We start from the raw sequence: 25,789 nt of genomic DNA, 5'->3' as shown, positions 1-25,789 counted from the left end.
GGACCGATCCGGACCGGGGCCGCCGCCGTCGGGCTTCGTCAGTGCACGCCCTCGAAGAGGCTCGTGACCGAACCCTCCTCGAACACCTCGCGGATCGCGGCCGCGATCGAGGGGGCGATGGACAGCGTGGTGATCTTGTCCAGCTGAATCTGCCCCGGGGTCGGCAGCGTGTTGGTGAACACGAACTCGCTGACCCGCGAGTTCTTCAGCCGGTCCGCGGCCGGGCCGGAGAGCACGCCGTGGGTGGCCGCCACCAGGACGTCCGCCGCACCGTTGTCGAACAGCGCGTCAGCCGCGGCGCAGATCGTGCCGGCGGTGTCGATCATGTCGTCGACCAGGACGCAGACCCGGTCCTTGACGTCACCGACGACCTCGGCCGACAGGATGGTGTTGGCCTGGGTCATGTCGCGGCGCTTGTGGATGATCGCCAGCGGCGCGTCCAGCCGGTCGCACCACTGGTCGGCCACCTTCACCCGGCCGGCGTCCGGCGACACGATGGTCAGCTTGGAGCGGTCCACCCTCCCGCCCACGTAGTCCGCCAGCATCGGCAGCGCGAACAGGTGGTCCACCGGGCCGTCGAAGAAGCCCTGGATCTGCGCGGTGTGCAGGTCCACGGCCATCAGCCGGTCGGCGCCCGCCTGGCGCAGCAGGTCGGCGACCAGGCGCGCCGAGATGGGCTCGCGGCCCAGGTGCTTCTTGTCCTGGCGGGCGTACCCGTAGAACGGCAGGATCGCGGTGATGCTCTTGGCGGAGGCCCGCTTCAGCGCATCGATCATGATCAGCTGTTCCATGATCCACTGGTTGATGGGAGCCGTGTGGCTCTGCATCACGAAGCAGTCCGCGCCGCGGGCGGAGTCCAGGAAGCGGACGTAGATCTCGCCGTTGGCGAAGTCCAGGGCCTTGGTCGGGACGAGCTCGGTCCCGAGCGCCTCGGCCACCTCCCTCGCCAGTTCCGGGTGGGCACGGCCGGAGAAGAGCTTGAGTTTCTTCTCACCCGACGTCGTGATCCCGCTCACTGCACCGTCTCCTCGCGTTGCTGACGCTGAACCCCGTCGTCCCGTGCGGGCAGGCGCAGCCGGCTCGCACGAGGGGTCGGGGGAATTGTCGGTACGCCTGGACACGGGCCGTAAGCCCAGTGGCGCACGTATGTCCCCAAGGTTACGCGCCCACGCAGAAACCGTCCGCCCCGGGACCGCCCTCGGGCTCCCGCCCGCCCCGTCAGGCGTCCGCGGCCCCGTCCGTCGCAACCTTCGCGGCCTGCGCGGAGGTGGTCCCCGGGCGCTTGCGCTCCACCCAGCCCTCGATGTTGCGCTGGTGCGCCCGGCTCACTCCGAGCGCGCCCGGCGGGACGTCGGTGGTGATGACCGAACCGGCCGCGGTGTAGGCGCCGTCCCCGATCGTCACCGGGGCGATGAACATGTTGTCGGAGCCGGTGCGGCAGTGCGCACCGATCACCGTGCGGTGCTTGTTGACGCCGTCGTAGTTCACGGTGACGGAGGCCGCGCCGACGTTGGTGCCCTCGCCGATCGTGGTGTCCCCGATGTAGGAGAGGTGCGGCACCTTGGCGCCCTCGCCCAGCTCGGAGTTCTTCACCTCGACGTAGGTGCCGACCTTCGCCTTGCGGGCCAGCCTGGCCCCCGGCCGCAGGTAGGCGTACGGGCCGGCGGTGGCCAGCTCGCCCACCTCGGCGCGGTCCGCCGTGGTGTTGCTCACACGGGCGCCGGCGCCGATCAGGGTGTCGGTCAGGGTCGAGTTCGGGCCGACCTCGCAGCCCTCGCCCAGGTGGGTGGCGCCCTGCAGCTGGGTGTTCGGCAGCACGAGGGCGTCCGGCTCGTACGTCACCTGCACGTCGATCCAGGTGGTCGCCGGGTCCACCACGGTGACGCCGGCCCGCATCGCCCGCTCCAGCAGGCGGTCGTTCAGCAGCCGACGGGCCTGCGCGAGCTGCACCCGGTCGTTGATGCCCAGGATGTCCCGGTGGTCCTCCGCGACCACGGCGCCCACCCGGTGCCCGGCGGTGCGCAGGATCTCCAGGGTGTCGGTGAGGTATTCCTCGCCCTGCGAGTTGTCCGTGGTGAGCTCGGCCAGCGCCTCGACCAGCAGCTTGGCGTCGAAGGCGAAGACGCCCGAGTTGATCTCGGCGATCGAGCGCTGGACGGCGGTGGCGTCCCGCTCCTCGACGATCGCGGCGACGGTGCCGTCCTCGTCCCGCAGGATCCGGCCGTAGCCGAAGGGCTCGGGGACGACCGCGGTCAGCACGGTGACCCCGTTGTCCTGGGCGGTGTGGGCCTTCGCCAGGCGGCGCAGCGTGTCCCCGGTCAGCAGCGGGGAGTCCCCGGCGGTGACGATCACCGTGCCGTCCAGCACCACGCCGTCGGCGGCCAGCGCCTCCAGCGCCGTGCGCACCGCGTGCCCGGTGCCCTTCTGGTCCTCCTGCACCACCGGGCGGGCCGCCGGGTAGTGCGCCGCGAGGTGCTCCTGGACCTGGTCCCGCTGGTGTCCGACCACCACGACGAGCTGCTCCGGCGTCAGTTCGCGGGCCGCCGAGACGGCATGACCCACCAGCGACCGGCCGCAGACCTCGTGCAGCACCTTGGGCAGCTTGTTCGACTTCATCCGGGTCCCGCCACCGGCGGCGAGCACGACAACGGCGGCAAGCGAATTGGCACCCATGCGGGGAGGCTCCTCGGTCGGTTCACAGAGCGGGCAGAACGGGCCCGGACCGGACCGAGGCCGGTCGCCATTCGCACAGTCCGCCGAGCAGCACCGACAATACCGGCGGTTCGGCGGTACGCCCGAACCTGAGGCGTGCAGAGGCTCCGCCGCTAGGATTCGAACCCAGACAAAGGCCTCCAAAGGGCCCTGTGCTGCCATTACACCACGGCGGATGGTTGCTCAGACCCTACCCGAGTCGACCCGGCCATGGGTATCAACTGCCGCGATCCGCAGGCCCCGATCCGCCGGAAACGGTCGAACAAGCCGGGCCGCCGGTTCATCCATCCAGTCGGGTGAATTCACTCAAGCGCCGTGCGGCGGCGTGTTCCCTTCGCCACGGAGCGCAACCTACGATGCCGTAGGTTACGCCAACGTAGCCTCCGCTCCTCCCTCCCGCACAGAGATGCCGCAAAGGGACGCCCATGACCACCAAGGCCGGCGAGCCGAGCGCGGGGAACGCCGCGCTTCCCACCGAATCCCCCGATCCCACCGACACCGCCGCCACCCGGCTGTCCGCCACCCGCGGCGGGGAGAAGCAGGGCCTCGCCGAACGGCTCGCGCTCGGGCTGTTCATCCTCCTGCCGTTCACCGCGCTGCTGGCCGCCGTGCCGGTGGCCTGGGGGTGGGGACTGGGGTGGACGGACGCGGCGATCACCGTCGCCATGTACTTCCTCACCTGCCACGGCATCACCGTCGGCTACCACCGCTACTTCACCCACAGCGCGTTCAAGGCCAACCGCCCGATGCGGCTCGCCCTCGCGATCGCCGGCAGCCTGGCGGTCGAGGGCCCGCTGGTGCGCTGGGTGGCCGACCACCGCAAGCACCACCGGTTCAGCGACAAGGACGGCGACCCGCACTCGCCGTGGCGCTACGGGGAGAGCCTCCCCGCCCTGCTCAAGGGCCTGTGGTGGGCGCACATGGGCTGGATGTTCGACGAGGAGCAGACCCCGCAGCTCACGTACGCGCCGGACCTCGTCCGCGATCCGGCCATACGGCGGATCTCCCGGCTGTTCTGGCTCTGGACCATGATCTCGCTGCTGCTCCCCCCGCTGGTCGGCGGGCTGGTGACGCTGTCCTGGTCGGGCGCGCTGTCCGCCTTCTTCTGGGGATCGCTGGTCCGGGTAGCCCTGCTGCACCACGTCACCTGGTCGATCAACTCGATCTGCCACGCCGTCGGCCGCCGCCCGTTCCGCTCCCGGGACCGCTCGGGCAACGTCTGGTGGCTGGCGGTGCTCTCCTGCGGCGAGTCCTGGCACAACCTGCACCACGCGGACCCGACCGCCGCCCGGCACGGGGTGCTGCGCGGGCAGATCGACTCCTCGGCCCGGCTGATCCGCTGGTTCGAGCTGGCCGGCTGGGTCCGGGACGTCCGTTGGCCGGACGCACAACGGATCGCCGCCCGCCGCGCCGCATGAGTCGTCGCTTCCAGCATGATGTAGGGGTGAACGGGAGCAGCGCAGACAGCACAGGCGGCCACCAGAGCACGCGGACGGACGCGGCGCCCGACGCGGCGCCGGCCCGTCCGCGAACCGCTGCACCGGCGGGCGGGGGCGCCTCGGGAGGTGCGCCCGCCCCGGCGCCGCGCCGCCGGGGCGGGCGGGTCCGGATGACCGGCAAGCAGCGGCGGGAGCAGCTGCTGGAGATCGGGCGGACGGTGTTCGCGGAGCGCGGCTACGACGGCACCTCGGTGGAGGAGATCGCCGAGCGGGCCGGGGTGTCGAAGCCGGTGGTGTACGAGCACTTCGGCGGCAAGGAGGGGCTGTACGCGGTGGTGGTGGACCGCGAGATGCAGCTGCTGCTGGACATGGTCACGGGGGCGCTGACCGGCGGGCACTCGCGGGAGCTGCTGGAGCAGGCCGCGTTCGCGCTGATGGACTACATCGACACCTCGACGGACGGCTTCCGGATCCTGGTCCGGGACTCCCCGGTGGCCCAGTCGACCGGCACCTTCGCGTCACTGATCAGCGACATCGCGACGCAGGTGGAGGACATCCTCGGCCTGGAGTTCAAGTCCCGGGGCTTCGACGCGCGACTGGCCCCGATGTACTCGCAGATGCTGGTCGGCATGGTGGCACTGACCGGGCAGTGGTGGCTGGAGGTCCGCAAGCCGGACAAGGCGCAGGTCGCGGCGCACCTGGTGAACCTGGCCTGGCACGGGCTGGAGGGCCTGGAGCGGCACCCGAGGCTGGTCGGCGGGCGCAAGGACTGACCTGCGGGCGGAAGGACCGACGGCCCTCCCGCCCCGCATCAGGCCCGCCCGCCTCGCATCAGACCCTGGTCCCGACGGCGAAGATCCGCCGGAACGGGAAGACGGTGCCGTGCGGTCCGGCCGGGTAGGCCTCGCGCAGGAGCGCCCCGTACTCGGCGAGGAAGGCGGCTTGGCGGCCGGGGTCGGTCAGCCGGGTGAGGACGGGGCGCAGGGCGGTGCCCTTGACCCAGGCGAGGACCGGGTCCGGGCCCGGGAGCAGGGTGCGGTACGTGGTCTCCCAGACGTCGGGCGTGCAGCCGGCGGCGGTGAGGGCGTCCAGGTAGCGCTCGGGCGGGTGGACACCGGCCCTGGCGGCGTCGTCGCCGAGGAGGCCGCGCCAGCGGGGGCTGCGCCGGAGTTCGGCGAGCAGGGTGTGGCTGGGGGCGTCGAAGTTGCCGGGGACCTGGAAGGCGACGGTGCCGCCGGGCCGCAGGGCGCCGGCCCAGCGCGGGACGAGGTCGAGGTGGCCGTCGATCCACTGCAGCGTGGCGTTGGAGACGATCAGGTCGGGTCCGGCCGGGGCCGGGTCGTAGTCGCGGGCGTCGGCGAGCAGGTAGTCGGCGGTGGGCTCACCGTCGGTGCGGGCGGTGGCGAGCATCGGGGCGGAGTTGTCGACGCCGGTGAGGCGGGCGTGCGGCCAGCGTGCGCGCAGCACGGCGGTGGAGTTGCCGGGGCCGCAGCCGATGTCGAGGATCACGGGATCGCCCGGGTTCGGGAGGGCGGGGACGCGGGCGAGCAGGTCGCGCAGCGGACGGGTGCGTTCGTCCGCGAAGCGCAGGTACTGCGCCGGGTCCCAGACGGGACTGGTCATGGTCCACCTCACAAGTATCTCGACATCAAGATATCCCAGGTAGCCTTGCTGGCACATTTCTCGACGTCAAGAGACTTCACATCGACACATCCACCGATACACTGATCGTCATGGAGGACGAGGTCGACAGGCTGGTCGCAGCGTGGCGCCGAGAGCGCCCCGACCTCGACGTGGAGCCGCTGGAGGTACTCAGCCGGGTCAGCAGGCTCGCCCGGCACCTCGACCGCGCCCGCCGCACCGCCTTCGCCGAGCACGGGCTGGAGCCCTGGGAGTTCGACGTCCTGACCGCCCTGCGCCGGGCCGGCTCCCCCTACCAGCTCTCCCCCGGCCAGCTGCTCACCCAGACCCTGGTCACCTCCGGCACCATGACCAACCGCATCGACCGCCTCACCGGCAAAGGCCTGGTCAAGCGCCTGCCCGACCCGGACGACCGGCGCGGCGTGCTCGTCCGGCTCACCGACGACGGCCGCGACCGCGCCGACCAGGCACTCGCCGGACTGCTCGCACACGAACGCGAACTGCTCGCCCAGCTCAGCTCCGGCCAGCGGGGCGAACTCGCCGCGCTCCTGCGGCAGCTGGTCGCCCCCTTCGACAACATCCCGGGCTGATCCGGGCCCCGGAGCTCACGTCCGGTCCACCGCGGTCACGATGGACGGCGGCGCCGGCAGGGCCGGCTCAGCCGGGCTGACCCCGGCCCGGCGGGCCACCGCCACCGCGGCCAGCGTGGAGTGCACCCCGAGCTTGCCGAGCACGTTCTGCATGTGCGTCCGGACGGTGTGCGGCGACAGGTAGAGCCGCTCCGCGACCGCCTGCCGGCCCAGGCCCGCGACCATGCAGCGCAGGATCTGCTTCTCCCGCGGGGTCAGGGTGTCGACCAGCCGCTCGCTCTCGGTGCGGTCCCGCCGGGCGGTGGTCAGCTCGCGGATCACCCCGGTCAGCAGCGCGGGCGGCAGGTGCGTCTCGTCCCGCAGCACTCCCCGGACCACCGCGAGCAGCCTGGCCAGCGAACTCTCCTTGGCCACCCAGCCGGTGGCACCCGCGTGCAGGGCCCGGGCGGCGCGGTGCGGATCGTCGGCGGCGGCCAGCACGACCGCCCGCAGCCCCGGATGGGCGCGGCGGACCCGGGCGAGCAGGGTGATGCCGTCCGGTGCCGGAGGCGCGGTTCTGAGCTGGTCGGCCCGGTACACGTCGGAGCGGGTCGGCTCCGCGCCGCGCCCACCCGGGCGCAGCAGGTCCACCGAGCGCCCGCCGGACGGCACCACCGGCGGGCCGACCGGGTGGCGGGGCGGCGGCACCGCCGGGGCCAGCCGCCGCCGGGCCGCGTCGGCCGCGTCCGGGCCGGGCCGGCTCCGGGCACCCGCCGAAGCGACGCCCTCGGCCCCCAGGTCGGCGTCGATCAGAACCACGTCGAAGGCCCGCCCCTCGACGGCGGCACGCTCCAGCGCCCGCTCGGCGGCGGCCCCGCTGCCGGCCGCCCCCACCTCCACGTCGGGCTCGGCGGCGAGCGCCGCGGCCAGGGCCTCGGCGAAGATCCGGTGGTCGTCGACCACCAGGACGCGGATCCGCCCCATCGTCACTACCCCCCTGCTCAGACCGGCCCGAGCCCGGGGGCGGGGACCGGCCCCGGCACCCGCGGTCCGGGCCCGTCACTCCGCCCGCCCACCGGTGGCCGGTGAGGCCGAAAAAGGGCGCCGGCCCCCACCGGTACCGCACTCAGCGTACGGGCCGGGAAACCCCCTCGTGGCGGTTTGGTGAAGTTTCGTCAGGAGGTGCGCGAGTGGCGGGATTTCACGCCATCACCGGTCGAAGCGGGCAACGCCGAGGCGCCGCCCCCGAACCTCCGGGAGCGGCGCCTGCGGGGCCCTGCGGCCTACTGGCCGTGCTTCTCCAGGGCGAACTTCCAGGCGTCGGCGACGATGTCGTCCAGGTTCGGGCGGCGCGGCGTCCAGCCCAGCGCCTCGTGGGCGCGGGCGGCCGAGGCCACCAGCACGGCCGGGTCGCCGGCCCGGCGGCCGGCCGCCTGCACCGGGATCTCCCGGCCGGTGACGCGCCGGACCGACTCGATCACCTCGCGCACCGAGAAGCCGCTGCCGTTGCCCAGGTTGCAGATCAGGTGCTCGCCCGGCTTGGCCGCGTCCAGCGCCAGCAGGTGCGCGTCGGCCAGGTCCGCGACGTGGATGTAGTCGCGGATGCAGGTGCCGTCCGGGGTCGGGTAGTCCTCGCCGTACACCGCGATGTGCGGGCGCTGACCCAGCGCCGCCTGGAACACCAGCGGGATCAGGTGCGACTCGGGGTCGTGGCGCTCCCCGTACGCGCCGTACGCACCGGCCACGTTGAAGTAGCGCAGCGAGACGGCGGCCAGCCCGTGCGCGACGGCCTCGCTGGTGATCAGGTGGTCCACGGCGAGCTTGGTGGCGCCGTAGGCGTTGGTCGGCGAGGTGCGGGCGGTCTCCGCGATCGGCACGACCTCCGGCTCACCGTAGACGGCGGCGGTGGACGAGAACACCAGCTTGCGCACACCCGCCGCGCGCATCGCCGCGACCAGCTCCAGCGACCCCGCCACGTTGTTGCGCCAGTACTTCTCCGGGTCCACGACCGACTCGCCGACCTGCGAGGAGGCGGCGAAGTGCAGCACGCCGTCGAAGGAACCGTCCAGCACCCGGCCGGCCTCCTGGACCCGACCCTCGACGAACTCGGCACCGACCGGGACGCCCTCACGGAAACCGGTGGAGAGATCGTCCAGGACGGTCACCTGGTGCCCCGCCTCCAGCAGGTGGGCGGCCACCACGCTGCCGACGTAGCCGGCGCCACCCGTGACCAGGTACTTACTCATGATGAGACCTCCAGCGGGCGACGGTCCGCCGGATCAGCGGCGGCCGTCGATGACGTGTGTACGACTGAGGCTATTCTCCCTGCCCGCCGGAGTGCCCAGGACCACGTGAACGGGCCACCCGGGAGCCGGTTTCACGAAACCCGAGCCCCCCTCAGCCGCCGGCCATCCGCTCCAGCAGCCCGGTACGGGCCGCCACCGCGGCCGCCTCCAGCCGGGTCCGCGCACCGAGCTTCATCAGCACCCGCTGGACGTGCGTCCGGGCGGTGCTCGCGGCGATCCGCATCCCGGCGGCGATCGCCGCCGTGTCCTCCCCGTCCGCGATCCGGGCCAGCACCTGCACCTCACGACGGGTCAGCAACCGCAGCAGCCGCACCGCCTCGTCGTCCGGCTCGGCGACCGGCCGCAGCAACTGGTCGAAGGCCCCGCGCAGCACGTCCACGGCCACCGCCGCCTCGCCCGCCCGAGCCCGCCCGATCGCCCGCTCGACCACCCCGATCCGCTCGTCGCTCGGCACGTACCCCGCCGCCCCGGCCGCGAACGCCCCCGCCACACCGCGCAGTTCACCCACCGGCCCGAGCACGATCACAGCCACCTCGGGGCGCTCCCGGCGGATCCGGCGCAGCCCGTCGAAAGCCGCCGGCTCACTCGGCGCGGCCACCCCCAGCAGACACACCTCCGGCCGCCGGCCGACCACCAGATCAGCCGCGACCCCGGCCGGGCAGCCGACCGCGAGCACCCGGTGGCCGCGCAGCTGCAACGCCGTGGCCAGCGCCTCGGCCAACAGCCGGTGATCGTCGACCACCACGAGTCGAACGCCCATGACGCCCTCCCGGTCGGGGTTCGGCTCGCGCCCGCACCCCATGGGCGGGCGGCCGATGACGCACCATCACAGCGCATTCCGTACCCGACCCGCTAGGCCGCCGCGTTCGGCCGCCGCACTGGGCCGCCGTCTTGGACCGGGCGGCCTGATCGGGGAACAGCAAAAGGCCCTCGCCATGAAGCGAGGGCCTTCGAATGGAGCCCCCATGCGGAATCGAACCGCAGACCTTCTCCTTACCATGGAGACGCTCTACCGACTGAGCTATAGGGGCTTGCCGGGCTTTCACCGGGCCGGTCGAACAAGGAAGACATTACACGGCTGGCGGCCCGGAAGGGAAATCGGCTCCGCGGCCCCGGCGCATGCCGGACCGACCCCCGGCGGGCGGGCACCCGGCCCTCGGCGCGGGCCCGGTCGGCCTTCGGTACGGGGCTGGTCAGCCCTTGGCGCGGGCCCGGCCAGCCTTCGGCGCGCGCATGGTCAGCCTTCGGCGTGCGTCTCGTCGAACTCCTCACGGGCGGCCAGCATCTGCCCGGTTCGCTGCTCCGTCCACCGGCCGAGCGGCGCCAGCAGCACGGCCAGCTCCCGGCCGAGCGGCAGCAGGTCGTAGACCACCCGCGGCGGCGTCTCCGGGAACACGGTGCGGCGCACCAGTCCGCTGCGCTCCAGGCTGCGCAGCGACTGGGTGAGCATCTTGCGACTGACCCCGCCGACGCCGCGCTGCAGTTCGGAGAACCGCTGCTGTCCGCAGGCGGCGAGGCTCATCAGGATCAACATCGACCACTTGTCGGCCAGTTCGGCGAACATCGCGCGGCTGGGACAGAGCTGGGCGAAGACGTCGAGCTCCTGCTCCCGGTCCTGCCCGCCCTCCCGCTCCTGCCCCTGCCGCCCGGTGCCGCTCTCCACCCGGGCCGCTTCCTCCGTCGTCATGCCGTCCAGGGTAGCCCCGCGGTCTCCAATCCACCCTTGGTAACCAATGGAGACTTGGTCTATATTGGAGACCAGGCCGGCGGGTCGAGGTGCGACAGCACGCCCCGCCGTCGCTCCTCGGCTTGTCCCTGCCTTGCCTTGCCTTGCCTTGCCCCTGCCCCTGCCCGCACCCGTTCCCGTACAGGAGTGCCCCCGTATGACCGCCATCCGCCCGACCGTCGCCCTCGCCTACCACTCCGGCTACGGCCACACCGCAGTCATCGCCGAGGCCGTCGCCCGCGGCGCCGCCGCCGCCGGCGCCGAGGTCGTCTCCATCGCCGTCGACACCATCACCGACGAGCAGTGGGCCCAGCTCGACGCCGCCGACGCGATCGTCTTCGGCTCCCCCACCTACATGGGCACCGCCTCCGGCGCCTTCCACGTCTTCGCCGAGGCCACCAGCAAGCGCTGGTTCTCCGACGCCTGGCGGGACAAGGTCGCCGCCGGCTTCACCAACTCCGCCTCCAAGAGCGGCGACAAGGCCGGCACCCTCGGCTTCTTCCAGACCCTCGCCGCCCAGCACGCCATGAGCTGGGTCAACCTCGGCCTCAAGCCCGGCTGGAACGCCACCACCGCCACCGAGAACGACCTCAACCGCCTCGGCTTCTTCAACGGCGCCGCCGCCTCCAGCCCGTCCGACGCCGGCCCCGAGGCCGTGCACAAGGCCGACATCGCGACCGCCGAGTACCTCGGCGAGCGGGTCGCCCAGCACACCGCCATCGTGCTGGCCGGCCGCGCCGCCCTCGCCGGCTGACCGCACCGCACGGTCGGCACCTACGCCGCCGGGTCCGCCCCCAGGAGGGGCGCCCGGCGGCGTCCGCCGTCCACCGCCCCCAACTCCGCGCCGCCGGTCTCCGGCAGCAGCCACAGGCAGCCCAGCGCCACCACGCCCAACCCCACCAGGTACCAGCCGACCGGCTCCGCCGTCCCGTACGCCTCCGTCAGCCGCGTCGCCACCAGCGGCGTCGTCGCCCCGCCCACCACGCCGCCCAGGTTGTACGTCAACGCGGCACCCGTGTACCGCACCCGGGTCGGGAACAACTCCGGCAGGAACGCCGCCACCGGCCCCATCAGGCACCCCAGCACCACCAGCGCACCCGCCAGCGCCACGAACATCAACGGCCGGCGCACCGTCTCCAGCAACGGGAACAGCACCAGCGACCACCCCGCCGCCAGACCCGTCGCCCAGCACAGCGTCCGCCGCCGCCCCCACCCGTCACTGCGCGACGCGCTCACCCACACCGTCACGCCCATGCCCAGCGCGCCCACCAGCAGCATCACCAACACCAGCGAACTCGCCACCCCGAGCCCGGACGTCGCGTACGCCAACGCGTACGTCGTGGTCAGGTAGAACAGCGCGTACCCCACGGTGATCGCCCCACAGCCCAGCAGCACCGTGCGCCAGTGCCCGCGCAACACCTCCACCACCGGCGCCCGGTCCCTCGGCTCGTCCGGCCGGAACAGCGGCGTCTCCTCCAACCGCAGCCGCACGAACAGCCCCACCGCCACCAGCCCCAACGACGCCAGGAACGGCACCCGCCAGCCCCACTCCCGGAACGCCCGCCCGTCCAGGCCGAGTTGGACCGCCAGGAACACCCCGTTCGCCAACACGAACCCGCTCGTCGGCCCCAACTGCAGGAACGCCCCGTACCGCCCCCGCCGCCCGGCCGGCGCGTTCTCCGCGATCAGCAGCGCCGCCCCGCCCCACTCCCCGCCCAACCCCACGCCCTGACACACCCGCAACACCACCAGGGCCACCGGCGCCCACCACCCCCACGACCCGAACCCCGGCAACACCCCCACCGCCGCCGTAGACAGCCCCATCAACAACAGCGACACCACCAGCGTCGCCTTCCGCCCCACCCGGTCCCCGAAATGCCCGAACACCACCGCCCCCAGCGGCCGGGCCAAGAACGCCACCGCATACACCGAGAACGCCGCCAACAGCGCTCCCACCGTGCCCAGTTCAGGAAAGAACACCGACCCGAACACCAAGGCCGCCGCCGTCCCGTACAAAAAGAAGTCGTAGAACTCGATCGCCGTACCGATCAGCGCCGCAGCCGCCGCACGCCTCAACTGCCCCGCCCGCCGGGCTTCCTCCGCATCCATACCACCACCCTGGACACCAGCCCGCCCCGCCACCAGCCCCCACCCGAGTGACCCCCGCGCACACCCCCACCCCACGCGCCCCCGGCTCAACACCGGCGGCGCACACCAGCGCAGGCGCCCAGATCACCGCACGTACGGGTCCTCCCCCGGCGGCACCACAGGCCGCCCACCCGCCTTCCGCCGCCGCAACACGACGAACACCACACCGGCGACCAGCACCAACCCACCCACCACACCGGCCACGACCGGCAACGCACCACCCGAACCAGCGGACTTCTCCACCCTCGGCTCCACCGGCGGCGCCCCCACGGCCACATCACTCGGGCTCGGAGCCGCCGAACTCGGAGCCGACGACGCACCAGCCGACGGGCTCGCCGAGGGCGACGGAGCGGCCGACACCGAGGCCTCTGGAACCGGGATCGGCGACACGTCCGCCGGCCCCGGGTCGCCAGGACTCGTCAGCGCGATCCGCGGCCTGACCGCTCCATAACCGGCATCGTTGTTTCGAATGGCCCCATCGCTCGACTTACCCGCCGTGTTGATGAGAACCCGCAGAATTTGATTGGCCGTCCAGTCCGGATGCACCGACCACACCAATGCAGCCGAAGCGGAAACCAGGGCGGTCGCGTCGGAGGTTCCATGCCCCTTGCAGTATCCCGACGGAGCCGTGCAAGCGGCGATCATGTCTATACCGGGCGCAACCAGAGCAACCTGCGGCCCCTGCTCGGACTCTGCCGTTACAGTTCCGTCCCGGTCAACGGCCCCGACACCAACTACATTAGGCAGCGCACCCGGATACTCGACTGGATTCCCCGACTGCGCCTCATTTCCAGCAGCGGCAACCACCAGGACGCCCTTGGCGCGAGCGGCTGCAAGAATGCGGTTCAGCTTGGCGACATCTTCCGGGGAGGCTGGGACTGAATCCATTCCCTGCGAAATACTGATAACCTTGGCGCCTTGGTCAGCGGCATAGGCGACAGCCTGTCCGATCTGCTCAAGGAAATCAGCAGTGACGAGCGGCATTACAGACCCGTTGTTAATCTTCAAGGGAAGAATCTTTGCAGCGGGCGCCAAGCCGTAAGCACCGCCGCCGCCTTGGTTCTTTCCGGATCCTGCAATGAGGCTGGCCATCTGGGTTCCGTGTCCGTCAGTGTATGAACCCACCCCGCCTGAACTGCCACTGAAGTCTTTGCCGGGCAGAAACTGTCCAACCAAATCGGGGTGGTCAAGCTTGAATCCACCGTCAACTACAGCCACCGTGACACCTTGCCCCTTGGAGACCTTCCACATCTCCGGCGCATGCATCGCATCCAGATGCCATTGATCCGTGCGAATGGAACCATCGGCTAGTGCTGGCACTGCGACCGGGCCGACCACGACTCCCGTCGCCAGAAGCGCGGCGGCAAGCACCCGCCAACGAGATCGCATGTTCGTCCGCCCCATCGCAACTCCTCGTCAATCTCTCCGTCGACCGGGGAGCGTGCCCCGAACAGGTCTGCCCGGCCACCGGGAGAGCCCAGTGGCCGGGCAGTCGTTGCCGTCCTACTCAATCACGTCCGGGTTGCTGTGCGGCGTACCGCTGGTCCAGGTCTCCTCGTCCTCGTGGAGGTAGTCGGCCCGTTTGCGGCGATCGCGCTCGTTCCGCCCGGAGTGACCCGCCGTTCCAGGGGCCATCATGCCGTTCTGCCCGGAGCGGGCTTCGCCCTCAACGGCTCCCGCAGCAGCAGCCCGGTTGCGCAGGCCCGTGCCACCTGGCGTGAACTCCCCGCCGGCAGCCGGTCCCTTGCGGCCGCCGACTGCCCCTCCTCCGGTCGAGGTCAGGCCCCGGCCTCGCGAACTGCTGCCCGAACCAACGGCTCCGGTACCACCACCCATCCCCGGATGCATGCCGCCTACCCCGCCCGCGCTGCCGGCCGCTCCCGCCCGGCCCGCCTGGGCCTCGCGTGCGCCGAAGACCGTCCCGCTGGGCAGACCCTGGCTGCCGCCGGACTTTCCCGGCACCGAGCCGCCGCCGAACGGAGCCGTACGGGCGGGGATCGAGCCTCCGCCCTTGCCTGAGACGGATCCGCCACCACCCTTGGCCGGGATCGAGCCGCCGCCGGCCCCGGCCGGGAAACCGGTCACCGGGCCACCACCCGGACCACCCGGATATCCCTGGGTACCACCGGGGCCACTCGGGTATCCGGGAATCCCACTCGGACCGTCAGGCGGAAGGCTTCCACCACCACTGGGGCCGAGCGGGCCGGTCTGACCTGGCAGGGTCGGCGCGGTCGGCAGGCTGTCGAGGCCGGTACCGGGACGGTGGACGGGTTCCGACGGCACAGAGGGCGGCGTCGAGGAACCCGGGTCCACCGGCGTCGGCGGCACCTGGCCACCGTTTCGCGACGGAATCGGGTCACCGTGTCCCGGCTCACTCGGCGCCTGCGAGTCCGACCTGGGGTTGTGAATCGCGACCGAGCCGCCGCTGTAGCTGCCGCCGGACGGACGGTAACCACCGCTGGTACTGCCGCCACTACCTGTGCGAACGCTACGAACAGTCCCTCCGGGGCCGCCTGTGTATCCAGCGTCCCTGGTGTATTCCGAGTCAGTGCCCTTGTTAGCTGTGGGCGTCCCCGGGAGGTCCACTGGCCCAAGCCCGGCCAGTTTCGTCGTCGCCGCGTCGTACGCCTGCGCGAGCTTCTCCATCTGGAGGACGGCTTCCTGGTGCTCCTTCTGGACCTTCGCCTGGGCCTGGGCGGCCTCGGTCCCAGTGACCCAGCCCTTGTTGACCGTCTTCATGTAATCGTCGACGGACTGACCGACCGCGAGCTGCACGCTTGAGGGCATGTAGACCGTCTGGCTGTTGCGCTTGGTGACCGTCGCGATCTCCGTGTGCGGCGGTTCGGGCACAGCGGACTTTGCGGTGCTGAGCGCTTCACCGGCCTGGTGCATGGCTTCGCCGGCGGTCTTGGAGTAGTCACCGAGCAGCCCGGCGGACTGATGCAGGTTCCCGGCCCAGGTCTTGAAGCTCTCGGCGGCGGGGCCTTCCCAGTGGACCTGGTCGATGTGCGACTTGAGTGCCGCGCTCAGTTCCTTCAGGACACGGCCGGCCGACTGCAGCTGGGTGCCTCGGCTCAGGACCTTTGAAGGGTCCGTGCTGTCGACCATCTTCCGCAGCTTGTCGTGCTCGTAGCTCTCGAAGTTCGTTCCGCCTGCCACTACTTACTCCCCGTTTCCCCGTAGGTCTCTCCTGGCGCAGCCATCAGAACGTCGAGTCGGCCCGCGCCGGCGTGGTGCCGCCCGCGTTCTTCGCGACGGCGTTCTGCGCGGCCGTCGTGTCGTCCTCGTTGGCCGAGTAGTTGCCCGCCGTCGCTGCGACCGCGGTCTTCATCGCCTCGATCTGCGACACGAAGTCCTTGTGCAGCTTGACGAGCTGGGTGTGCACCTTGTCGTAGGCCGCGGTCAGGGCCGTTGCTTCGGCGAACTCCGCGCTGGCGAAGCTTCCACCGGTCAGCTTCTGTTCCTGGAGTTTGTACGGGGCCGCCGGGGAGCCTTCCATGGCCTGGAGCAGGGCTTCGATCTTCTTGGCGAACGCGGTGAGCGTGTCGAGCTCGACCTTGACGTCCTTCTTGCCGAAGGCGGACACCAGGTCGGCGGCGCTGACGTTCGTCTGCACGGTGCTGACGAGGGGGCCGAATCCCATCATGTGGCTGAGCATAAATGGCGTGATGTCACCGGACGTGTCCGGACTGGCCCCCGTGTTCGGTGGAACCTCTCCTGCCATAGCAGTTCACCTCTCCCCCGTACGGGCGGTGGTTCGGGGTAACCCCGGGGCCGCCGCTCCGCAACATACCGTCAACTTCTCGGTCGTACAGTGCTGGTCGGTGCACCGCCCGCCCTGGGGGCGGTTTCCGCCTCCGCAATCGTAGCCACCGCCTCTGTCGGGCTGGCAGGGCCCTTGGCCCGCCTGTGCGGGATCGGTACGAACTTGACACGTGCGGCCCTCGGGGGTGCCGTGCCGGGCCCCGGTAGACTGGCGTCGCCCGGTTGGACCGGGTACGCCCCCATCTGCCGCGCAATGTCGCACAGCAGCGTCCCCTGGCCGCAGAACGGACGTGACCTGATGCCTGCAGACGAGTCCGCCCCCTCCTGGTGGGCCCGTGCCGCCCGTCCTTCCCGGCCGCCGTTGCCGTTGGCGCTGATGGCCCGCGCGGCGGTGGGCATGGCGGTGCCGCTGACCGCAGGACTGCTGGCGCACCGGCTGGATCTGGGGGTGTTCGCCGGTCTGGGCGCGATGCACGCGACGATGAACGACCGCGCGGAGCCGGGTGGCCTGCGGGTGCCCCGGATCGCGTCGGCGGTGCTGGCTTCGGCGCTCGGCATGCTGATCGGCACTTCCCTCCAGCACGTGCACGTGTCGGCGGTCGCGCTCGGTGCGGCGCTCACGTTCACGGCGTTCGCGTCCGGCGCGCTGAGTGCGACGGGCCCGCGGGGTTCTGCGGCGGGGATGCTGCTGCTGGTGTCGGCGGCGTTGGGCAGCGGGATGCCGTTGCCGGATCCGTGGTGGGCGGCGGCGCCGATGATGCTGGCGGGTGCCGCGTTCGTGGTGGTGCTGGGTCTGCCGGGGGGCGCGCACCGCCGCCCCGCCTCGGATCCGCGCAACCGTGCGCTGGCGGCCGCGTACGAGGCGTTCGGCCAGACGCTGGCCGATCTGGGCACGCCGCAGGGCGCGGCTTCGCGCCAGGTGTTGACGGCCCGGTTGAACCAGTTGCAGGACCTCCTCCCGCGACCGCACCGCCCGGGGTCGGAGTCCGCCCGTACGGTTCGGCTGCGCCGGATGTACGAGGCGGCGTTGGCCGCCACCGAGGCGGCGACGGGCCTGTTGTGGGCGTGGCGGCCGGTGCCGCCCGAGGTCGCGGAGGTGCCGCTCCGGTTGGCGGACGCGGTCCGGCGGGGCGGCGGCGAGGTCACCGTTCCGCAGTGGCAGCCGGACACGCCGTCCCGGCAGGCCCTGGATGTGGCGTTGCGCGCGGCGGCCGACACCGTGGCCGGCCGGGAGGCGGAGGTCGCTACCGCCCCGGCGCCGCCGCCCGATCCGTGGCGGCTGCGGGTGCGGCTGCTGTCGCGCGGTTCGGTCCGGTACGGGCTGCGGGTGGCGTTGTGCATCGCGGTCGGTTCGGCGGTGACGGCCAGTTACCCGCTCAGCAAGAGCTACTGGGTGCCGATGACGATCGCCTTCGTGTTGAAGCCGGATCTCGGTTCGGTGTTCCTGCGGGCGGTGAGCCGCTCGATCGGCACGGTGCTCGGGGTGGCGGTCACGGCGGCCGTGGTGTCGCTCACGACCGACGCGTGGGTACTGACGGCGATCGCCGCGTTCTGCGTGGCCCTGTTGCCGTACGTGACGGCGGCGCACTACGGGCTGAACACGGTGGCGATGACGCCGATGGCGTTGATCCTGCTCCAGTTGGGCGGGCAGAGCAGCGCGGCCGAGTTCTGGCCGCGGGTGCTGGACACGGTGCTCGCGAGCGCGATCGTGCTGCTCTTCGGCTATCTGCTGTGGCCGGAGCGTCCGCGGCACCGGATCGAGCCCCGGCTGGTGGACGCGGCCACCGCGCTGCGGGCCTATCTGGACGCGGTCACCGGGGACGCGGGCCGGGCCGAGGTGTGGCTGCGCCGCACGGCGTACCGGGCGTTGGAGGACGCCCGCCAGGAGGTGCGGCAGGGTCTGGCCGAGCCGCCGCCGACGGGGCGGCTGGCGGAGCAGTGGCTGCCGGCGACGGCGGCGTTGGAGCGGCTGGGCGGCGCGGTGGCGGCGTTCGCGGCGCAGCTGCGGTACGGCGGCCGGGTGCCGGATCCGGCGGAGGTGGGGCGGGTGCGCCGGGCGCTGGACGAGCTGACGGCCGCGGCCCGCGAGCACCGCCCGCCGACCGGGGCGGCGGCCCGCCCGACGGCGCCGCACGACCCGGCGCGCAGTGCGCTGGGCCGTGCGGCGGACGAGCTGGAGGCCCTGCTGGCCCGGTAGGGCCCGAACGGGATCCCGGCACCGGCCAGGACTCCGACCAGGACTCCAACCAGGACTCAGACCTGCTCGGCCAGCTCCAGCCAGCTCAGCTCCAGCTCCTCCTTCTCCTCCCGGACGGCGCGCAGCTGCGCGTCCAGCTCCGCGACCTTGGAGAAGTCGGCGGCGTGCTCGGCGAGTTGGGCGTGCAGCTTGGACTCCTTCTGGTCCAGCTTGGCGATCTGCCGCTCCATCTTCTGCATCTCCTTCTTCGCCGCCCGCAGGTCGCCGCCCGACAGGGCCGACGCGGCGGTCCCGGCGTCCGGGCCGCCCGCTGCCGCGGCCGAAGCAGCCGAGGCGGTCGAAGCACCAGAGGCGGCCGAAGCGGCGGCGGCGATCGAGGCGGCCATCCGCGCCCGCCGCTCCAGGTACTCGTCGACGCCGCCCGGCAGCATCCGCATCTTCTGGTCGCCGAGCAGCGCGTGGACGACGTCGGTGGTCCGCTCGATGAAGAACCGGTCGTGGCTGATGACGATCATCGAGCCGGGCCAGCCGTCGAGCAGGTCCTCCAGCTGGTTGAGGGTCTCGATGTCGAGGTCGTTGGTGGGCTCGTCGAGGAAGAGCACGTTGGGCTCGTCCATCAGCAGGCGCAGCAGTTGGAGCCGCCGCCGCTCGCCGCCGGACAGGTCGCCGACGGGCGTCCACTGCTTGTCCTTGCCGAAGCCGAACTGCTCGCACAGCTGGCCGGCGCTCATCTCCCGGCCCTTGCCGAGGTCGACGCGCGAGCGGACCTGTTCGACGGCCTGGAGCACCCGGATGGCCGGGTCCAGTTCGACGACCTCCTGCGACAGGTAGGCGAGCCGCACCGTCTTGCCGACCTTGATCAGACCCGACGCGGGCTGCACGTCGCCCTCGGAGGCGTACGCGTCGCGCAGGGCGCGCAGCAGCGAGGTCTTGCCGGCGCCGTTGACGCCGAGCAGGCCGATCCGCTCACCGGGGCCGAGCTGCCAGGTGAGGTTCTCCAGCAGCAGCTTGGGGCCGGCCTTGACGGTGACGCCTTCCAGGTCGAAGACGGTCCTGCCCAGTCGCGCGTTGGCGAACTTCATCAGCTCGGACCGGTCCCGGGGCTCCGGCACGTCGGCGATCAGGGCGTTGGCGGCCTCGATCCGGTAGCGCGGCTTGGAGGTGCGGGCGGGGGCGCCGCGGCGCAGCCAGGCGAGTTCCTTGCGGGCGAGGTTCTGGCGCTTCTGCTCCTCGACGGCCTCGATCCGGGAGCGCTCGGCGCGGGCGAAGACGTAGTCGGAGTAGCCGCCCTCGTACTCGTGCACGGCGCCGCCCTGGACGTCCCACATCCGGGTGCTGACCTGGTCGAGGAACCAGCGGTCGTGGGTGACGCAGACCAGCGCGGAGCGGCGCTTCTGCAGGTGCTGGGCGAGCCAGTTGATGCCCTCGACGTCGAGGTGGTTGGTGGGCTCGTCGAGGACGATCAGGTCGGGCGAGCCGAGGAGCAGCTTGGCGAGGGCGATCCGGCGGCGCTCGCCGCCGGAGAGCGGGCCGATGACGGTGTCGAGGCCGTCGGCGAAGCCGGGCAGGTCGAGGCCGCCGAAGAGGCCTTCGACGATGTCGCGGATGCGGGCGTCGCCGAGCCACTCGTGGTCGGCCCGGTCGGCGATCACCTCGTGCCGGATGGTGGCCGTCGGGTCGAGCGAGTCGTGCTGGGTGAGGACGGCCAGCTGGAGGCCGCCGTTCCAGGTGATCCGGCCGCTGTCGACCTCCTCCAGCTTGGCGAGCATCCGGATCAGGGTGGTCTTGCCGTCGCCGTTGCGTCCGACGACGCCGATCCGGTCGCCTTCGCTGACGCCGAGGCTGACTCCGTCCAGGAGGGCGCGGGTGCCGTAGACCTTCGTGACGGACTCGATGGTGGCGAGGTTGACGGCCACGTCTGCTGCGCTCCTGGGATTGGCGGTCTCGGGGCGGCCCGCCGGTCGCGGCCGGGCACCCCTGTCGGGGACGCCCCGATCTCCCCAGCCTAATGGGCCCGCCGAAGCGCCCTCACCGCCCGCAGTGGCGGGGGCCCGAACCGGCGGGCCCCGTACCGGCGAAGCCCTTAGAAACGTTGGCGGGGTCCCTACGGCACGAGCGCCGCCCCCGGCACCGGCCCGTACGTGGCGTGCGCGGTCCGGCAGGTGCCGGAGGCCCGCAGCGCCTCGGCGACGGCGGCGGCCGCGTCGGCGTCCTTGACGAGGAACGCGCAGGTCGGCCCCGAGCCGGAGACGAGGGCGCCGAGCGCGCCGGCCTCGGTGCCGGCCCGCAGGGTGGCGGCGAGCGCGGGGCGCAGCGAGAGGGCGGCGGGCTGGAGGTCGTTGGCGAGGGCGGCGGCCAGGGCGACGGCATCGCCCTGGGCGAGGGCGGCGAGCAGCGCGGGGTCGGCGTCGGGGGTGCGGACGTCGGTGTCGCTGGAGCCGGTGCCGGCTTCCTCGCGCAGGCGGTCGCACTCGCGGAAGACGGCGGGGGTGGAGAGGCCGCCGTCGGCGACCGCGAACACCCAGTGGAAGGTGCCGTCGACGGTGAGCGGCTGCAGGATCTCGCCCCGGCCGAGGCCCAGCGCGACGCCGCCGAGCAGGGCGAACGGCACGTCGGAGCCGAGTTCGGCGGCCAGTTCCAGGAGGGTGTCGAGGGGGGTGTCGAGCTGCCAGAGCGCGTCGCAGGCGACCAGCGCGGCGGCCCCGTCGGCGCTGCCGCCGGCCATGCCGCCGGCGACCGGGATGGCCTTGGCGATGTGCAGGTGCACGCCGGGTTCGGCGATGCCGTGGTGGGCGGCGAGCAGACGGGCGGCGCGGGCGGCGAGGTTGCTGTCGTCGAGCGGTACGACGTGGGCGTCCGGCCCGGTGCAGGAGAGCGTGACGCCCTCCCCTGCCGTGGCGGTGACCTCGTCACCGAGGGCGACGGCGAAGAACACGTTGGCCAGGTCGTGGAACCCGTCGGCGCGCAGTCCGCCCACCCCGAGCTGGGCGTTGACCTTCGCCGGAACCCGCACGGTGATCACTGGGAGTCCGCCTCCGGCTCGTGCTCGGCGATCTCCGGCTTGTGCTCGGCGATCGCGGGCTTGTGCTCGGCGATCGCGGCGAACTGCTCCACCGTGAGCATCTCGCCGCGCAGCTTGTGGTCGATCCCGGCGGCCGCGAGCGCCTGCTCGGCCCCGGCGGCGGAGCCGGCCCAGCCGGCCAGCGCGGCGCGCAGGGTCTTGCGCCGCTGGGCGAACGCGGCGTCCACGACGGCGAACACCTCCCTGCGGCTGGCGGTGGTCTTCGGCGGCTCGCGGCGGATCAGCGAGACCAGCCCGGAGTCGACGTTGGGGGCGGGCCAGAACACGTTCCGGCCGATGGCGCCGGACCGCTTCACGTCGGCGTACCAGTTGGCCTTGACGGACGGGACGCCGTACACCTTGTTGCCGGGCTTGGCGGCGAGCCGGTCGGCGACCTCGGCCTGCACCATCACCAGGGTGCGCTCGATGCTGGGGAAGGTCGCCAGCATGTGCAGCAGGACGGGCACGGCCACGTTGTACGGCAGGTTGGCGACCAGCGCGGTCGGCGCCGGCCCGGGCAGCTCGGTGACCTCCATGGCGTCGCTGAACACCAGGTCGAAGCTGTCGACCTTGCCGGGCATCCGGGCCGCGACGGTGTCCGGCAGGTGCTGTGCCAGCACCGGGTCGATCTCCACCGCCGTGACGTGCGCGGCCACCTCCAGCAGCGCCAGCGTCAGCGACCCGAGCCCGGGCCCGACCTCGACCACCGCGTCCTCGGCCGTCACCCCGCCTGCCCGGACGATCCGCCGCACGGTGTTGCCGTCGATGACGAAGTTCTGCCCGCGCTGCTTGGTCGGCTTCACGCCGAACGCGGCCGCCAGCTCCCGAATGTCGGCGGCGCCCAGCAGGTGGCTGTCAGGGGTGGGGTCGGTGGTGCTCACGCGCCAAGGATACGGGCGCGCGGGGCCCTCAGAGTTCGACGACCTCGGCGAGGTCGATCTCGACGGGGTACGGCACCGAGGTGCGGAGCACGCCTTCGTGCTGGGCGACGGGCAGGTAGACGCCCTTCTCCTCGTCCCGGTGGAACTCGTGCACGATCGGCAGGTTGTCGAGGCCGCGCTCGACCCGCCAGTAGTACGGGATCTTCTTCTCGGCGTACTGGCCGGGCTTGCGGAAACGGTCGTTGGCCCGGGTGCCGTGGGATACGACCTCGACGGCCAGCACCAGGGATTCCGGCGGCAGGCACTCCAGTTCGAAGACGTCGAGACCGGTCTTGTCGAAGACCACCACGTCCGGCTTGGCCGTGTTGCTCTCGTCCAGGAGGACGCAACGCTCGACGTTCGCCGCGTACGGCGCGACGCGTGCACTTCGAAGAGCCGTGTACAGCTCGTCGCGCACCTGGTCGTGCCACTGATTCGTCTGCCCCCGGACCACGATGACTCCGTCCACCAGATCCCATTCGAACGGCAGGTCGAATTTCTGAGCCTGCTCGTACGTCCAGCCCTGGGACGGCGGATGTGTCCAGTCGATGCGGTCCTCGACGGGTTCGTCGATCGGCTCGGCGGTCATCGCCACCTCCCTCACTGCACTCATGCTAGTCAGCCTAAGAAGCAGCCGGGAGTGCCGAATCGTTCCGCCGGAATCCGACTTTCGTTCGACCGGCTCAGTACCCGAAGGCCCGGGCCGTGTTCTCCGCGATCGCCGTGGACAGCTCGTCCTCGTGCAGCCCCAGCGTGTCGGCCATCGAGCGGACGGTGACCGGGATGAGGTACGGGGCGTTGGGCCGGCCGCGGTAGGGGTGGGGAGTGAGGAAGGGTGCGTCGGTCTCGACCAGGACGCGGTCGAGGGGGGTGGCGGCGAGGGCGTCGCGCAGCGGCTGGTTGGCCTTGAAGGTGACCGGGCCGGCGAAGGACAGGTACCAGCCGTGTTCGGCACAGACCTTGGCCATCTCGGCGTCGCCGGAGTAGCAGTGGAAGACCGTCCGCTCGGGGGCGCCTTCCGCCAGCAGGACGGCGATGACGTCCTCGTGGGCGTCGCGGTCGTGGATGACCAGGGCCTTGTCGTGCCGTTTGGCCATCTCGATGTGGCGGCGGAACGACTCCTTCTGGATCTCGACGCCCTCGGGGCCGGTGCGGAAGTAGTCGAGGCCGGTCTCGCCGACGGCGCGGACCTGCGGGAGGGCGGCGAGCCGGTCGATCTCGGCGAGGGCCTCCTCCAGCGCGGCCTCGCCGCCCGCCTTCCGCTGCTGGCCGGACCAGCCGTCCGCGTCGCCGAGGAAGATCCGCGGCGCCTCGTTGGGGTGCAGGGCGACGGCCGCGTGCACCTGCTCGTACTGGGCCGCCAGTTCGGCGGCCCAGCGCGAGCCGGGCACGTCGCAGCCCACCTGGACGACCGTGGTGACCCCGACCGAGGCGGCCCGGGCCAGTCCCTCGGCCGGGGTGCCGGCCTGCATGTCGAGGTGGGTGTGCGAGTCGGCCACCGCCACGGCCAGGGGTTGCGGCAGTGGCGGCGGGGTCGACCGGGCGTCGTCCTTGGCAGACATCAGGAGGCGGGCTTCTCTTCGAGGCGCGGGAACAGGATCTCGCCCTTGGTGACGGTGCTGCCGGCGGGCAGCCGGCCCCAGTCGGCGGTGGTGGCGATGGTCTGCGCGGCGAGCGCGCCGAGGCCGGCCTCGGCGCCGAGCGAGGTCCACAGCTTCTCGGCGGTGGACGGCATCACCGGGTTGAGCATGACGGCGGTGCCGCGCAGCGCCTCGGCGGCGGTGTAGAGGATGGTGGCGAGGCGGGCGCGGCCCTGCTCCGAGTCGTCCTTGGCCACCTTCCACGGCTCCTGCTCGGTGAGGTAGCCGTTGACCTGCTTGACGAACTCGAAGATCGCCGCGAGGCCGCCGGCGAAGTCCAGCTCCTCGCCGATCTTCCGGTCGGCGGTGGCGAGGGCCGTGGCGAGGCCGTCCGCGATGGCCTGCTCGGCGTCACCGGGGGCGGCGGCGGCCGGCAGCGCGCCGTCGAAGTACTTGCCGACCATGGCGGCGACCCGGGAGGCCAGGTTGCCGAAGTCGTTGGCGAGTTCGGAGGTGTACCGGGCGGTGAAGTCCTCCCAGGAGAACGAGCCGTCGGTGCCGAAGGGGATCGCCCGCAGGAAGTAGTAGCGGTAGGCGTCCACGCCGAAGTGCGAGGTGAGGTCGGTGGGCGAGATGCCGGTCAGGTTGGACTTGGACATCTTCTCGCCGCCGACCATCAGCCAGCCGTTGGCGACGACCCGCTTGGGCAGCGGCAGGCCCGCGGCCATCAGCATGGCGGGCCAGATCACCGCGTGGAAGCGCAGGATGTCCTTGCCCACCAGGTGGACGGAGGCCGGCCACAGTTCGGCGAAGCGCTCCGGGTCGCTGCCGTAGCCGGCCGCGGTGATGTAGTTCTGCAGCGCGTCCACCCACACGTACAGGACGTGCTTCTCGTCCCAGGGCAGCGGGACACCCCAGTTGAAGGTGGAGCGGGAGATCGAGAGGTCCTTCAGGTCCTGCTCGACGAAGCGCAGCACCTCGTTGCGGGCCGAGGCCGGCTGGATGAAGTCCGGGTTGGCGGCGTAGAACTCCAGCAGTTTCGGGCCGTAGGCGGAGAGGCGGAAGAAGTAGTTCTCCTCCTCCAGCCATTCGACCGGCCGCTTGTGCACGGCGCAGAGCTTCTCGTCCTCGGTGGCGCCGTCGAGCAGTTCGGCCGGGAGCTTGAACTCCTCGCAGCCGACGCAGTACGGGCCGGAGTAGCCGCCCTTGTAGATCTCGTCCTTGTCGTACAGGTCCTGGACGAACTCCTGCACGCGGTCGGTGTGGCGCTGCTGGGTGGTGCGGATGAAGTCGTCGTTGGCGATCTCCAGGTGCTCCCAGAGCGGCTTCCAGGCCTCTTCGACCAGCTTGTCGCACCACTCCTGCGGGCTGACGCCGTTGGCCTCGGCGGTCCGCATGATCTTCTGACCGTGCTCGTCGGTGCCGGTCAGGTACCACACCTTCTCACCGCGCTGGCGGTGCCAGCGGGTGAGGACGTCGCCCGCCACGGTGGTGTACGCGTGGCCCAGGTGCGGGCGATCGTTGACGTAGTAGATCGGGGTGGAAACGTAGTACGCCGGGGCGGTCGCCCCGGTGGTGCTGTGGTCTGCAGTGGCCGCCATGGTCGGAAAGCTTAGTCGGGCCCACCCGCAGCCCTCGACCGGATAACCGCATGACCGGCGACGGCGGGGGCCCCCCCCCGCCCAGCACGCGGCCGGCGGCCCCCCGTGCGCCCCCGCCTGCGCA

General features: G+C 72.0%; 22 protein-coding genes and 2 tRNA genes. 5 read left to right on the top strand and 19 right to left on the bottom strand.

Translation table 11 applies throughout. The annotated features are described in order from the left end of the window. Positions 1-38: 38 nt before the first annotated feature. The 3 genes from ACFVHI_RS33700 to ACFVHI_RS33690 form a co-directional block, all read right to left on the bottom strand. Positions 39-1,016 (bottom strand): ribose-phosphate diphosphokinase, encoded by a 978-nt coding sequence (locus ACFVHI_RS33700; RefSeq protein ID WP_063348048.1) that lies wholly within the window; start codon positions 1,014-1,016, stop codon positions 39-41. Between the two features lie 202 nt (positions 1,017-1,218). Next, a complete protein-coding gene (gene glmU / locus ACFVHI_RS33695; protein WP_063348049.1) occupies positions 1,219-2,673 on the bottom strand; it encodes a bifunctional UDP-N-acetylglucosamine diphosphorylase/glucosamine-1-phosphate N-acetyltransferase GlmU in 1,455 nt (484 codons plus the stop codon). Positions 2,674-2,817: 144 nt separating this feature from the next. Beyond that, positions 2,818-2,888: transfer RNA gene (locus tag ACFVHI_RS33690), tRNA-Gln, on the bottom strand. A gap of 249 nt (positions 2,889-3,137) precedes the next feature. On the opposite strand from ACFVHI_RS33690, the gene ACFVHI_RS33685 reads away from it, so the two are divergent. Together ACFVHI_RS33685 and ACFVHI_RS33680 are read left to right on the top strand one after the other, a co-directional pair. Then, entirely contained in the window at positions 3,138-4,130 is a 993-nt protein-coding gene (locus ACFVHI_RS33685) for an acyl-CoA desaturase (RefSeq protein WP_380345641.1), read from the top strand. A gap of 26 nt (positions 4,131-4,156) precedes the next feature. Next, entirely contained in the window at positions 4,157-4,924 is a 768-nt protein-coding gene (locus ACFVHI_RS33680) for a TetR/AcrR family transcriptional regulator (RefSeq protein WP_079135661.1), read from the top strand. A 58-nt stretch (positions 4,925-4,982) separates the two neighbouring features. Here ACFVHI_RS33680 and ACFVHI_RS33675 read toward each other — a convergent pair whose 3' ends face one another. Then, the gene (locus ACFVHI_RS33675; protein WP_380345639.1) at positions 4,983-5,774 is read right to left on the bottom strand and encodes a methyltransferase domain-containing protein; all 792 of its coding nucleotides are present in this window, start codon (positions 5,772-5,774) and stop codon (positions 4,983-4,985) included. 110 nt (positions 5,775-5,884) lie between these two features. On the opposite strand from ACFVHI_RS33675, the gene ACFVHI_RS33670 reads away from it, so the two are divergent. Further along, on the top strand, positions 5,885-6,382 hold the full coding sequence (locus tag ACFVHI_RS33670) for a MarR family winged helix-turn-helix transcriptional regulator (protein ID WP_188307908.1): 498 nt from the start codon (positions 5,885-5,887) through the stop codon (positions 6,380-6,382). 15 nt (positions 6,383-6,397) lie between these two features. On the opposite strand, the gene ACFVHI_RS33665 is transcribed toward ACFVHI_RS33670, so the two are convergent. The 5 genes from ACFVHI_RS33665 to ACFVHI_RS33645 form a co-directional block, all read right to left on the bottom strand. Beyond that, on the bottom strand, positions 6,398-7,345 hold the full coding sequence (locus ACFVHI_RS33665; RefSeq protein WP_380345637.1) for a LuxR C-terminal-related transcriptional regulator: 948 nt from the start codon (positions 7,343-7,345) through the stop codon (positions 6,398-6,400). 299 nt (positions 7,346-7,644) lie between these two features. Continuing rightward, the gene (gene galE / locus ACFVHI_RS33660; RefSeq protein WP_063348055.1) at positions 7,645-8,607 is read right to left on the bottom strand and encodes a UDP-glucose 4-epimerase GalE; all 963 of its coding nucleotides are present in this window, start codon (positions 8,605-8,607) and stop codon (positions 7,645-7,647) included. 151 nt (positions 8,608-8,758) lie between these two features. Next, positions 8,759-9,427 (bottom strand): LuxR C-terminal-related transcriptional regulator, encoded by a 669-nt coding sequence (locus tag ACFVHI_RS33655; RefSeq protein ID WP_063348056.1) that lies wholly within the window; start codon positions 9,425-9,427, stop codon positions 8,759-8,761. A gap of 195 nt (positions 9,428-9,622) precedes the next feature. Then, a tRNA-Thr gene (locus tag ACFVHI_RS33650) sits at positions 9,623-9,698 on the bottom strand. 206 nt (positions 9,699-9,904) lie between these two features. After that, complete coding sequence (locus tag ACFVHI_RS33645; protein WP_079135662.1) at positions 9,905-10,354, bottom strand: helix-turn-helix domain-containing protein; 450 nt, start codon at positions 10,352-10,354, stop codon at positions 9,905-9,907. Between the two features lie 196 nt (positions 10,355-10,550). Between ACFVHI_RS33645 and ACFVHI_RS33640 the strand changes: the two genes are divergently transcribed. Then, positions 10,551-11,147 carry a flavodoxin family protein gene (locus ACFVHI_RS33640; protein WP_380345634.1) on the top strand — a complete coding sequence of 199 codons (597 nt, stop codon included), beginning with the start codon at positions 10,551-10,553 and terminating at the stop codon, positions 11,145-11,147. A gap of 20 nt (positions 11,148-11,167) precedes the next feature. Here the strand turns inward: ACFVHI_RS33640 and ACFVHI_RS33635 are convergent, their stop codons facing one another. From ACFVHI_RS33635 to ACFVHI_RS33620, 4 genes are all read right to left on the bottom strand, one after another. Next, positions 11,168-12,502, bottom strand: a complete 1,335-nt coding sequence (locus ACFVHI_RS33635) for an MFS transporter (RefSeq protein WP_380345632.1) — start codon at positions 12,500-12,502, stop codon at positions 11,168-11,170. A gap of 123 nt (positions 12,503-12,625) precedes the next feature. Next, on the bottom strand, positions 12,626-13,945 hold the full coding sequence (locus tag ACFVHI_RS33630; protein WP_380345630.1) for a S8 family serine peptidase: 1,320 nt from the start codon (positions 13,943-13,945) through the stop codon (positions 12,626-12,628). Positions 13,946-14,044: 99 nt separating this feature from the next. Continuing rightward, entirely contained in the window at positions 14,045-15,700 is a 1,656-nt protein-coding gene (locus ACFVHI_RS33625) for a WXG100 family type VII secretion target (protein WP_380345628.1), read from the bottom strand. 43 nt (positions 15,701-15,743) lie between these two features. Further along, a complete protein-coding gene (locus ACFVHI_RS33620) occupies positions 15,744-16,187 on the bottom strand; it encodes a hypothetical protein (protein ID WP_363371527.1) in 444 nt (147 codons plus the stop codon). Positions 16,188-16,604: 417 nt separating this feature from the next. On the opposite strand from ACFVHI_RS33620, the gene ACFVHI_RS33615 reads away from it, so the two are divergent. After that, positions 16,605-18,503, top strand: a complete 1,899-nt coding sequence (locus ACFVHI_RS33615; protein ID WP_380345626.1) for an FUSC family protein — start codon at positions 16,605-16,607, stop codon at positions 18,501-18,503. Between the two features lie 56 nt (positions 18,504-18,559). Here ACFVHI_RS33615 and ACFVHI_RS33610 read toward each other — a convergent pair whose 3' ends face one another. The 6 genes from ACFVHI_RS33610 to metG form a co-directional block, all read right to left on the bottom strand. After that, positions 18,560-20,419 (bottom strand): ABC-F family ATP-binding cassette domain-containing protein, encoded by a 1,860-nt coding sequence (locus ACFVHI_RS33610; RefSeq protein WP_380345624.1) that lies wholly within the window; start codon positions 20,417-20,419, stop codon positions 18,560-18,562. Between the two features lie 188 nt (positions 20,420-20,607). After that, a complete protein-coding gene (locus ACFVHI_RS33605) occupies positions 20,608-21,525 on the bottom strand; it encodes a 4-(cytidine 5'-diphospho)-2-C-methyl-D-erythritol kinase (RefSeq protein ID WP_063348063.1) in 918 nt (305 codons plus the stop codon). Then, entirely contained in the window at positions 21,522-22,445 is a 924-nt protein-coding gene (gene rsmA / locus ACFVHI_RS33600) for a 16S rRNA (adenine(1518)-N(6)/adenine(1519)-N(6))-dimethyltransferase RsmA (protein WP_380345622.1), read from the bottom strand. The genes ACFVHI_RS33605 and rsmA overlap by 4 nt, the downstream gene beginning before the upstream one ends. A 28-nt stretch (positions 22,446-22,473) precedes the next feature. Then, complete coding sequence (locus tag ACFVHI_RS33595; protein ID WP_244293383.1) at positions 22,474-23,097, bottom strand: Uma2 family endonuclease; 624 nt, start codon at positions 23,095-23,097, stop codon at positions 22,474-22,476. Positions 23,098-23,167: 70 nt separating this feature from the next. Then, entirely contained in the window at positions 23,168-24,046 is an 879-nt protein-coding gene (locus tag ACFVHI_RS33590) for a TatD family hydrolase (protein WP_063348066.1), read from the bottom strand. Further along, a complete protein-coding gene (gene metG, locus ACFVHI_RS33585; RefSeq protein WP_363619213.1) occupies positions 24,046-25,665 on the bottom strand; it encodes a methionine--tRNA ligase in 1,620 nt (539 codons plus the stop codon). The genes ACFVHI_RS33590 and metG overlap by 1 nt, the downstream gene beginning before the upstream one ends. Between the last annotated feature and the right edge of the window lie 124 nt (positions 25,666-25,789).

It is taken from the genome of Kitasatospora sp. NPDC127121, from assembly GCF_042677305.1.
Classification (GTDB): Bacteria; Actinomycetota; Actinomycetes; order Streptomycetales; family Streptomycetaceae; genus Kitasatospora.
This window is presented reverse-complemented; position numbering and strand designations above follow the sequence as displayed.

Coding starts and splice junctions, on each gene's coding strand:
- glmU (WP_063348049.1), bottom strand. CDS start 2,673: ATGGGTGCCAATTCGCTTGCCGCCGTTGTCGTGCTCGCCGCCGGTGGC.
- ACFVHI_RS33685 (WP_380345641.1), top strand. CDS start 3,138: ATGACCACCAAGGCCGGCGAGCCGAGCGCGGGGAACGCCGCGCTTCCC.
- ACFVHI_RS33675 (WP_380345639.1), bottom strand. CDS start 5,774: ATGACCAGTCCCGTCTGGGACCCGGCGCAGTACCTGCGCTTCGCGGAC.
- ACFVHI_RS33670 (WP_188307908.1), top strand. CDS start 5,885: ATGGAGGACGAGGTCGACAGGCTGGTCGCAGCGTGGCGCCGAGAGCGC.
- ACFVHI_RS33665 (WP_380345637.1), bottom strand. CDS start 7,345: ATGGGGCGGATCCGCGTCCTGGTGGTCGACGACCACCGGATCTTCGCC.
- galE (WP_063348055.1), bottom strand. CDS start 8,607: ATGAGTAAGTACCTGGTCACGGGTGGCGCCGGCTACGTCGGCAGCGTG.
- ACFVHI_RS33655 (WP_063348056.1), bottom strand. CDS start 9,427: ATGGGCGTTCGACTCGTGGTGGTCGACGATCACCGGCTGTTGGCCGAG.
- ACFVHI_RS33645 (WP_079135662.1), bottom strand. CDS start 10,354: ATGACGACGGAGGAAGCGGCCCGGGTGGAGAGCGGCACCGGGCGGCAG.
- ACFVHI_RS33640 (WP_380345634.1), top strand. CDS start 10,551: ATGACCGCCATCCGCCCGACCGTCGCCCTCGCCTACCACTCCGGCTAC.
- ACFVHI_RS33635 (WP_380345632.1), bottom strand. CDS start 12,502: ATGGATGCGGAGGAAGCCCGGCGGGCGGGGCAGTTGAGGCGTGCGGCG.
- ACFVHI_RS33630 (WP_380345630.1), bottom strand. CDS start 13,945: ATGGGGCGGACGAACATGCGATCTCGTTGGCGGGTGCTTGCCGCCGCG.
- ACFVHI_RS33620 (WP_363371527.1), bottom strand. CDS start 16,187: ATGATGGGATTCGGCCCCCTCGTCAGCACCGTGCAGACGAACGTCAGC.
- ACFVHI_RS33615 (WP_380345626.1), top strand. CDS start 16,605: ATGCCTGCAGACGAGTCCGCCCCCTCCTGGTGGGCCCGTGCCGCCCGT.
- ACFVHI_RS33595 (WP_244293383.1), bottom strand. CDS start 23,097: ATGAGTGCAGTGAGGGAGGTGGCGATGACCGCCGAGCCGATCGACGAA.
- ACFVHI_RS33590 (WP_063348066.1), bottom strand. CDS start 24,046: ATGTCTGCCAAGGACGACGCCCGGTCGACCCCGCCGCCACTGCCGCAA.
- metG (WP_363619213.1), bottom strand. CDS start 25,665: ATGGCGGCCACTGCAGACCACAGCACCACCGGGGCGACCGCCCCGGCG.